Here is a 292-nt window from a genome sequence, read left to right on the forward strand (position 1 = left end):
CGATCCTGCAGACGACTAAGGCCACAGCGATCAGCGCGATGGGGTTCACCGAACCGGCATACAACTGAGGCGCTCATGCTGCGGCCTCTGAATTGGCCGCAAGCCACTCGCGGCGCGTCATGTGCAGATCTTCGAGCGTGACGCGACCGCCAGTGATGGCGACGATTTTGTCGGCGAGCGGTACGTCCACCGGCGACTCGCCGGTCTCGACCCGTTGTGCGCGGCGAGAAGGATTTGCCCCGCCACCAAGGCCGAGAGCGTCAGCCAGCTGCTTCAGGGTTTTGCCGTGCGC

At 64.7% G+C, this 292-nt stretch carries 1 pseudogene; it reads right to left on the bottom strand.

The features are described 5' to 3' along the window. Positions 1-73: 73 nt before the first annotated feature. Positions 74-292: pseudogene (locus EN808_RS35840) on the bottom strand (hypothetical protein); the annotation flags it as partial.

It is taken from the genome of Mesorhizobium sp. M8A.F.Ca.ET.165.01.1.1 (assembly GCF_004792065.1).
GTDB lineage: Bacteria > Pseudomonadota > Alphaproteobacteria > Rhizobiales > Rhizobiaceae > Mesorhizobium.